This window comes from Mesorhizobium sp. BHbdii (assembly GCF_053848045.1).
Genome location: NZ_JBSPKX010000050.1, coordinates 1 through 754, shown reverse-complemented (window position 1 = coordinate 754; position 754 = coordinate 1). Strand labels below are relative to the sequence as shown.

Annotated in this window: 1 protein-coding gene and 1 pseudogene; both read left to right on the top strand. The window is 65.5% G+C overall.

Going from position 1 to position 754, the window contains the following annotated elements; all coding sequences use genetic code 11:
* The coding region (locus ACWTU8_RS31730; protein ID WP_455851241.1) for an NAD(P)H-dependent oxidoreductase subunit E at window positions 1-215 on the top strand (215 nt) is incomplete at its 5' end.
* Window positions 212-754 (top strand): annotated as a pseudogene (locus ACWTU8_RS31725) (formate dehydrogenase); the annotation flags it as partial. The gene ACWTU8_RS31730 and the pseudogene ACWTU8_RS31725, both read left to right, overlap by 4 nt.

The following is a 754-nucleotide window of genomic DNA, read 5'->3' as shown; positions in this document are numbered from 1 at the left end:
GCCAGTCGATGGGCTCGGATGCCGTCGCCGCCAAAATCAAGCAATTGCTCGGCATCGGTTTCCACGAGACCACCCGCGACGGATCGGTTACACTCGAGCCGGTCTATTGCCTCGGGCTTTGCGCCTGTTCGCCGTCGGCGATGCTTGACGGCGAGGTGATCGGGCGGCTCGATGACGACAAGATCGACGAGATCCTTGCCGAGGTGCGCTCATGATCCCCCGCATCTACATTCCCGGTGATTCCGGTGCGTTGGCGCTCGGCGCCGAAAAGGTCGCCAAGGCCGTTCGTGCGGAACTCGCCGAGCGTGGCATCGAGGCCAAGATCGTGCGCAATGGCTCGCGCGGCGCCTATTTCCTCGAACCGATGGTCGAAGTGGCGACCGCCAACGGCCGCGTCGCCTACGGACCGGTCAAGCCTTCCGACGTCAAGAGCCTGTTCGACAGCGGCTTCCTCACCGGTGGCCACCACAAGCGCTGGCTCGGCGCGCCCGACAAGATCCCGTTCCTCGCCAAGCAGACGCGGCTGACCTTCGCCCGCTGCGGCATCAACGACCCTCTGTCGCTCGATGCCTACAAGTCGCTAGGCGGGCTCAAGGGCTTGCAGAACGCCGTCGCCATGGCGCCGGCCGAGATCGTCAAGCAGGTTACGGACTCAGGCCTGCGCGGCCGCGGCGGCGCCGGCTTCCCGACCGGCATCAAGTGGAAGCCGGTGCTGGATACGACGTCCGAGCGCAAATACATCGTCTGCAACGCC